Annotated in this window: 6 protein-coding genes; all 6 read right to left on the bottom strand. The window is 69.7% G+C overall.

The features are described 5' to 3' along the window. On the bottom strand, nucleotides 1–1,010 hold a 1,010-nt coding region (locus G3I40_RS25845), incomplete at its 3' end, for an ROK family glucokinase (protein WP_164304518.1). Nucleotides 1,011–1,162: 152 nt separating this feature from the next. Continuing rightward, nucleotides 1,163–2,032, bottom strand: coding sequence for an ATP-binding cassette domain-containing protein (locus G3I40_RS25840; protein WP_343245021.1), 870 nt, complete (start codon nucleotides 2,030–2,032; stop codon nucleotides 1,163–1,165). After that, entirely contained in the window at nucleotides 2,029–3,072 is a 1,044-nt protein-coding gene (locus G3I40_RS25835) for an ABC transporter permease (RefSeq protein ID WP_164304517.1), read from the bottom strand. Before G3I40_RS25835 ends, G3I40_RS25840 begins: the two co-directional genes overlap by 4 nt. Further along, nucleotides 3,069–4,073 carry a sugar ABC transporter substrate-binding protein gene (locus G3I40_RS25830; RefSeq protein WP_164304516.1) on the bottom strand — a complete coding sequence of 335 codons (1,005 nt, stop codon included), beginning with the start codon at nucleotides 4,071–4,073 and terminating at the stop codon, nucleotides 3,069–3,071. The genes G3I40_RS25835 and G3I40_RS25830 overlap by 4 nt, the downstream gene beginning before the upstream one ends. Nucleotides 4,074–4,213: 140 nt before the next feature. Continuing rightward, nucleotides 4,214–5,224 carry a sugar ABC transporter substrate-binding protein gene (locus tag G3I40_RS25825; protein WP_164304515.1) on the bottom strand — a complete coding sequence of 337 codons (1,011 nt, stop codon included), beginning with the start codon at nucleotides 5,222–5,224 and terminating at the stop codon, nucleotides 4,214–4,216. A gap of 138 nt (nucleotides 5,225–5,362) precedes the next feature. Further along, a complete protein-coding gene (locus G3I40_RS25820; protein WP_164304514.1) occupies nucleotides 5,363–6,127 on the bottom strand; it encodes a GntR family transcriptional regulator in 765 nt (254 codons plus the stop codon). Between the last annotated feature and the right edge of the window lie 142 nt (nucleotides 6,128–6,269).

The raw sequence follows: 6,269 nt of genomic DNA, 5'->3' as shown, positions 1-6,269 counted from the left end.
GCCTCGGGGCCGAGCTGGGCGCGGGCGATGCGGGCCTCGGGGCGGTAGCCGCGGCCGGTGAGGTGGCGCTTGAAGGCGTCGCGGGCGGGGCCGATGAGCAGGTCGTCGGCGGCGCTCACTCCCCCGCCGATCACGAAGCACGAGGGGTCGAGGGCGGCCGCGAGGTTGGCGATGCCGACGCCGAGCCACTGGCCGATGTCCTGGAGCAGCTCGACGCACATGGCGTCGCCTTCGCGGGCCAGCTCGGTGATGAGGGGGCCGGTGATGTCGGGGATGTTGCCCTTGACGCGCTCGATGATGTTGTACGCGACCGGGGAGTCCGCGGCGGCGAGCTCCCGGGCCTCGCGGACCAGCGCGTTGCCGGAGCTGTACTGCTCCCAGCAGCCGCGGTTGCCGCACGGGCAGCGGTGTCCGCCGGGCACGACCTGCATGTGGCCGAACTCGCCGGCGACGCCGAACTTGCCGCGCTTGACCTGGCCGTCCTCGAGGATCGCGCCGCCGATGCCCGTACCGAGGGTGATCATCACCAGGTGGTCCTCGCCGCGCCCGGCGCCGAAGCGCCACTCGGCCCAGGCGGCCGTGTTCGCGTCGTTGTCGACGAGTACGGGCACCGAGAGCCGGCCGGCGAGCCGGTCGCGCAGCGGTTCGTTGCGCCAGGACAGGTGCGGGGCGAACAGGACGCGGTTGCGGTCCGCGTCGACCCAGCCGGCCGCGCCGATGCCCACGGCGTGCACGTCGTGCCGGTCGGACAGGTCGAGCACCAGCTCCGTGATGGTGTCCTCGACGACCTTCGGGCTCTTCGACTTGTCCGGGGTCTCCGTGCGCAGCGTCTCCAGGATGTTCCCGTCCGCGTCGACGACACCGGCCATCACCTTCGTGCCGCCGATGTCGATGCCGACGGTCGGGACGCGCGGGGCCGTCAGATGCGAGCGGCGCTCCCGGGTGCCGACCGTGCGCAGAACGGTGGCCCGGGCGCTGCCCCGGTGGGCGAGGTCGCGGTAGGTGCTCATTGCGGCGATTCTGCCTCACGCATCGGCCCCGCCGCGATCCGGGTTTCTGGTGCGGCGGGGTCGCGCCTCCTCGCCGCGGGGGTGTCCGTTTCGTGGTCGGCCCCGGCCCGGTGGGGGCGGCACCCGACTACTGGACCGGCGGAGCTACCGCGCTACTTCTCGGCGCCGGATGACGTGTGGCCGCCCAGATGCGTCGGCGCCGGCGCCCGCTCCAGCTCGTGCCGGAGGTCGTCGAGCTCGGAGCCGCCCGCCATCTGCCGGGTCAGCTCGTCCAGGGTGATCTCCTCGCGGCTGTGGCTGCCGAACATCGCGCCGCGCTTGAGCAGCACGAAGCGGTCGCCGACCAGGTACGCGTGGTGCGGGTTGTGGGTGATCAGGACCACGCCGAGACCCGCGTCACGCGCCGCCGCCACGTACTTGAGCACGACGCCCGACTGCTTCACGCCGAGCGCCGCCGTCGGCTCGTCGAGGACCAGGACCTTCGCGCCGAAGTAGACGGCGCGGGCGATGGCCACGCACTGGCGCTCGCCGCCGGAGAGCGTGCCGATGGGCTGGTCGACGTCGCGCAGATCGATGCCCATGCGCAGCAGTTCCGCGCGGGTCGTGCGGCGCATCAGCTCGACGTCCATGCGCTTGAGGGGGCCCTTGCCCTTCGTCGGCTCGGAGCCGAGGAAGAAGTTGCGCCACACCGGCATCAGGGGGACGACGGCGAGGTCCTGGTAGACCGTGGCGATGCCCCGGTCGAGGGCCTCGCGCGGGTTGGCGAGCTTCGTCTCCTCGCCCTCGATCGCGAAGGAGCCCGAGTCGTGCCGGTGCAGCCCCGCGATGATCTTGATCAGGGTGGACTTGCCGGCGCCGTTGTCGCCGAGGACGCAGGAGATCTCGCCCGCGTTCACGACCAGCGAGACGTCTTCGAGGGCGCGGATGTTGCCGTAGTACTTGCTGACGCCGGCCAGCTCGACCAGCGGCGCACGGTCGTCCGTGCGGTCGCCGGGGATGGTCGTCACGTGGTCCGAGGTCACTTGATCGCCTCCGCGCGCTTGCGGACCCAGGCGTTGAGCAGGGTCGCGAGGAGCAGCATCGCCCCGAGGAAGAACTTGAACCAGTCCGAGTTCCACTCGGCGAACACGATGCCCTTGCTGGTCATGCCGAAGATCAGTGCGCCGATGGCCGCGCCGACCGCCGAGCCGTATCCGCCGGTGATCAGACAGCCGCCGATGACGGCCGCCACGATGTAGATCAGCTCGTTGCCGACGCCCTCGCCGGACTGCACGACGTCGAACGAGAAGAGCAGGTGCTGGCCGGAGATCCAGGCGCCGAACGCGACGCCCATGTAGAGGCCGATCTTCGTCTTGTTGACCGGGACGCCCACCGCGCGGGCCGCGTTCACGTCACCGCCGACCGCGAAGATCCAGTTGCCGACGCGGGTGCGCAGCAGGATCCACGTCGCGACCAGGATCAGGGCGAGCCACCACAGGATCGTGATCTTGAAGTCCACGCCGCCGATGGTGAACGTCGAGGCGAAGACGTCCTTCGCCGAGTCGAAGCCCTGCATGTCGGAGATGGACTTCGTCGAGACGGTGCCGCTGATCAGCTTGGTGAAGCCGAGGTTCATGCCGGTCAGCATCAGGAACGTGCCCAGCGTGATGATGAAGCTGGGCAGTTTGGTGCGGGTCAGCATCACGCCGTTGAAGACACCGATGGCGAGGGTGACCAGGAGCGAGACCCCCACGCCCACCCAGGTGTTCGCCGTCATCTGGTAGCTGAACATCGACGAGATCAGCGCCGAGGACGTCACGAGGACACCGGCCGACAGGTCGAACTCGCCGCCGATCATCAGCAGCGCGACCGGCACGGCCATGATGCCGAGGGTCGAGGCCGCGTACAGGACCGTCGCGAGGCTCGCCGCCCGCAGGAAGCTGTCGGCGAAGATCGCGAAGAAGATGAAGACGGCGATCGCGCCGACGACCGAGCCGAGCTCGGGGCGGCCCATCAGCTTCTTCCAGGGCGAGGTGCGCAGCAGTCGCTCGTCGAGCTGTGGCTCGGGAGCCGTGGTGGTCATCGTGTCCCCCGCTTCGCGTATTCCTGGAGCTTGGCGGCCTGGTCCTTCGTCACGATCTGCGGGCCGGTCAGCACCGGCTTGCCGCCGCCGAGGACGTTGGCGTTGTACCGGTAGAGCCACAGCAGGTCCACGGCCTCGTACCCCTGGAGGTAGGGCTGCTGGTCGACGGCGAAGCCGAGCGAGTCGTCCTGCAGGCCCTGGGCGACCTTCTCGTTCAGGTCGAAGGTGTCGATCTCCGCGTCCGAGTCCGCGTCCTGCTTGGCCTTCACGGCGGTGGCCGCGAACGGGGCGCCGAGCGTGACGACCGCGTCCACGGACTTGTCCGACTGCAGCTTGGCCTCGATGGAGGACTGCACGTCGGGCATGTTGGTGCCCTCGACGTACAGGTTCGTCATCGTGCCGTGGAACGTCGACTTGGCACCGGCGCAGCGCTGCTCGTGGCCGACGTTGCCCTGCTCGTGCAGGATGCACAGGGCCTTCTTCTTGCCGCGCTTGTTGAGCTCCTCGCCGACGGCCTCACCGGCGATCGTCTCGTCCTGGCCGATGTGGGTCAGCGCGCCGAACTTCTTGGACTCGGCGGAGCCCGAGTTCACGGTGATGACGGGGATGCCGGCCTTCTCGGCGCGGGCCACGGCCGCCTTCATCGCGTCCGGCTTGGCGAGCGTGACGACGATGCCGTCGACCTTCTTGTCGACGGCGGCGTCGACCAGCTGCGCCTGCTGCTGCGCCTCGTCGCTGTGCGAGTAGGTGAAGTTGATGTTGTCCTTCACGGCGGCCTGCTTGGCGCCGCTCTGGACGATGTCCCAGAAGGTGTCGCCATCACCCGAGTGGGTGATCATCGCGAACGTCCAGTTCGGGGTGTTCACCGCGGCCTTGCCCTGGGCGGTCTGGGCCTTCCGGGCGTCCTCCGCCCGCTTGCCGCCGGTGCTGCTGCATCCCGCCAGCGTGAGGCCGAGCGCCCCCGCCACCGCGATGCTCACCCAGGTCCGAAACCGTGCCACGAGGCCGTGCCCTTCTTGGTCTGCTGCGTCGTACACCGGGGCCGGCCACGAGGCGGTCCCGGCGGACCGTTGACCGGTCCCTGAGGACCTCTTTGCGGTCCCAAACGCACAAGTATGGGTCACGGGGATCATCCAACGGTTCACCGGGTACCGCGCGCGGTGTACTTCTCCAGTTGGGGCACGTCCTTCTCGGTGACGAGCGCCGGTCCGGTGAAGACAGGTTTGCCGCCGCCCAGCACGTTCCCGTTGGTCTTGTAGAGCCACAGTTCGTCGACCGCCAGATAGCCCTGCAGGTACGGCTGCTGGTCGACGGCGAAGGTGACCTCCTTGGCCTTCAGCCGCCGGACGACCTCGGCGTTCAGGTCGAAGGTGGCGATCTCGGCCTTGCTGCCCGCGTCGCCCTTGGCCTTCACGGCGAGCGCCGCGATGGGGGCGCCGAGCGCGACGATCGCGTCGATGGACTTGTCGGCCTGCAGCTTGGCCTCGATGGAGGACTGGGAGTTCGGGGCGTTGGTGCCGTCGACGTTGAGGTTCTCGACCGTGCCCTTGAAGGTCTTCTTGACGCCCGCGCAGCGCTGCTCCAGCGAGACGTTGCCCTGCTCGTGGATGATGCAGAGCGTCTTCTTCCTGCCCTCCTCGGTCAGCTTGGTGCCGACGGCCTCACCGGCCACGGCCTCCTCCTGGCCGATGTGGCTGAGCGCGCCGTACTTCGCCGAGAACTCCGAGCCCGAGTTGATCGACACCACCGGGATGCCGGCCGTCTTGGCCTTGGCGAGGACCGCCTGCATGGCCTCCGGCTTGGCGAGGGTGACGACGATCCCGTCGACCTTCTTGTCGATCGCGGCCTGGACGAGCTCGGCCTGCCCCTTGGCTTCCTTGTCGTTCGAGTAGAGGAAGTCGACGTTGTCCTTCGCGGCGGCCTGCTTCGCGCCGCTGCGCACGATGTCCCAGAAGGTGTCGCCCTCGCCGGAGTGCGTGATCATCGCGATCTTCAGGCGGGGCGTGGTCACCCCCTTGCCGCCCGAGGGGCCGTCCGCCTTGTCCTCGGAATCCTTGCCGCCCGATCCGCTGCATCCGGCGGCGAGGGCGATCACCGCGACGAGGGCCGCGGCCGTGCGGGCAGTGCGGTTCGTCCTACGCGTCGTGCGCATCGTGGAGCACCTCTCCTCCGGCCGCGCGGTGCGGCTGGAGGAGTTTGTAGCGGGGCTCCACCCCAGCGTCAATAACTTTGTCAGAACATTCGGACCTCGACACCGGACCGTGTTCAGGAACGCAGGTGCGGACCGTGTTCAGGAACGTACGAGCAGCTGGAACTCGAAGGAGTAGCGCGAGGCCCGGTAGGTGTGCGAGCCGAACTCGACCGCACGGCCCTTGTCGTCGAAGGTCGTGCGCTGCATCGTCAGCAGCGGCGCCCCCTCCGGTTCGCCGAGCCGCTCGCCCTCGGCGACGGTGGCGGCGCGCGCGCCGACGGACTGGCGGGCGCTGTGCAGCGTGATGCCGGCGGCCCGCATCAGGCGGTACAGGCCGGTGGCCTCCATGCGTGCGTCGTCCAGGACGAGCAGGCCGGTGGGCAGATGGTTGCAGAGGTACGCGACCGGTTCGCCGTGGGCCAGGCGCAGCCGCTCGACGCGGTGCACCTGCTCGCCCTCGCCGAGCGCGAGCGCCGCGGCGACCTCCGCGGAGGCGGGCACGAGCGTGTTGCCCAGGACCCGGGTCTCGGGGCGCTGGCCCGCGGCTTCCAGGTCGTCGAAGAGGCTGGACAGTTCGAGGGGGCGCTTGACCTGGCTGTGCACGACCTGGGTGCCGACGCCGCGGCGCCGCACGAGCAGCCCCTTGTCCACGAGCGACTGGATCGCCTGGCGGACGGTGGGCCGGGACAGACCGAGCCGGCCGGCCAGCTCGATCTCGTTGCCGAGCAGGCTGCCGGGCGTCAGGGAGCCGCGCTCGATCGCCGCCTCCAGCTGTTGGGAGAGCTGGAAATAGAGCGGGACCGGGCTGCTGCGGTCGACGCTGAGCTGAAGCTGGACGGTCGGGTCGGCTACGGGTTTGGCCACGGGCCGAGAGTAGCGGCGGGGGAAGTTGACGGGAAGTCCTGAAGTTCGATTGTCCGGACAAATGCGCCATGAGGCATGTGCGTCCTGAGGCGGGCGGCCCCGTCCCCCGCCTGCTGCCCGCACCGGGCCTCGTGGCGGCGCC

The sequence above is a fragment of the Streptomyces sp. SID14478 genome, from assembly GCF_010548525.1.
Taxonomy (GTDB): domain Bacteria; phylum Actinomycetota; class Actinomycetes; order Streptomycetales; family Streptomycetaceae; genus Streptomyces.
The sequence above is the reverse complement of the archived record's forward strand: the minus strand, read 5'-3'. Positions and strand labels throughout refer to the sequence as shown.

Excerpts from the sequence above, each read along its gene's own strand:
- G3I40_RS25835 (WP_164304517.1), bottom strand. The coding sequence starts at position 3,072 with ATGACCACCACGGCTCCCGAGCCACAGCTCGACGAGCGACTGCTGCGC.
- G3I40_RS25825 (WP_164304515.1), bottom strand. The coding sequence starts at position 5,224 with ATGCGCACGACGCGTAGGACGAACCGCACTGCCCGCACGGCCGCGGCC.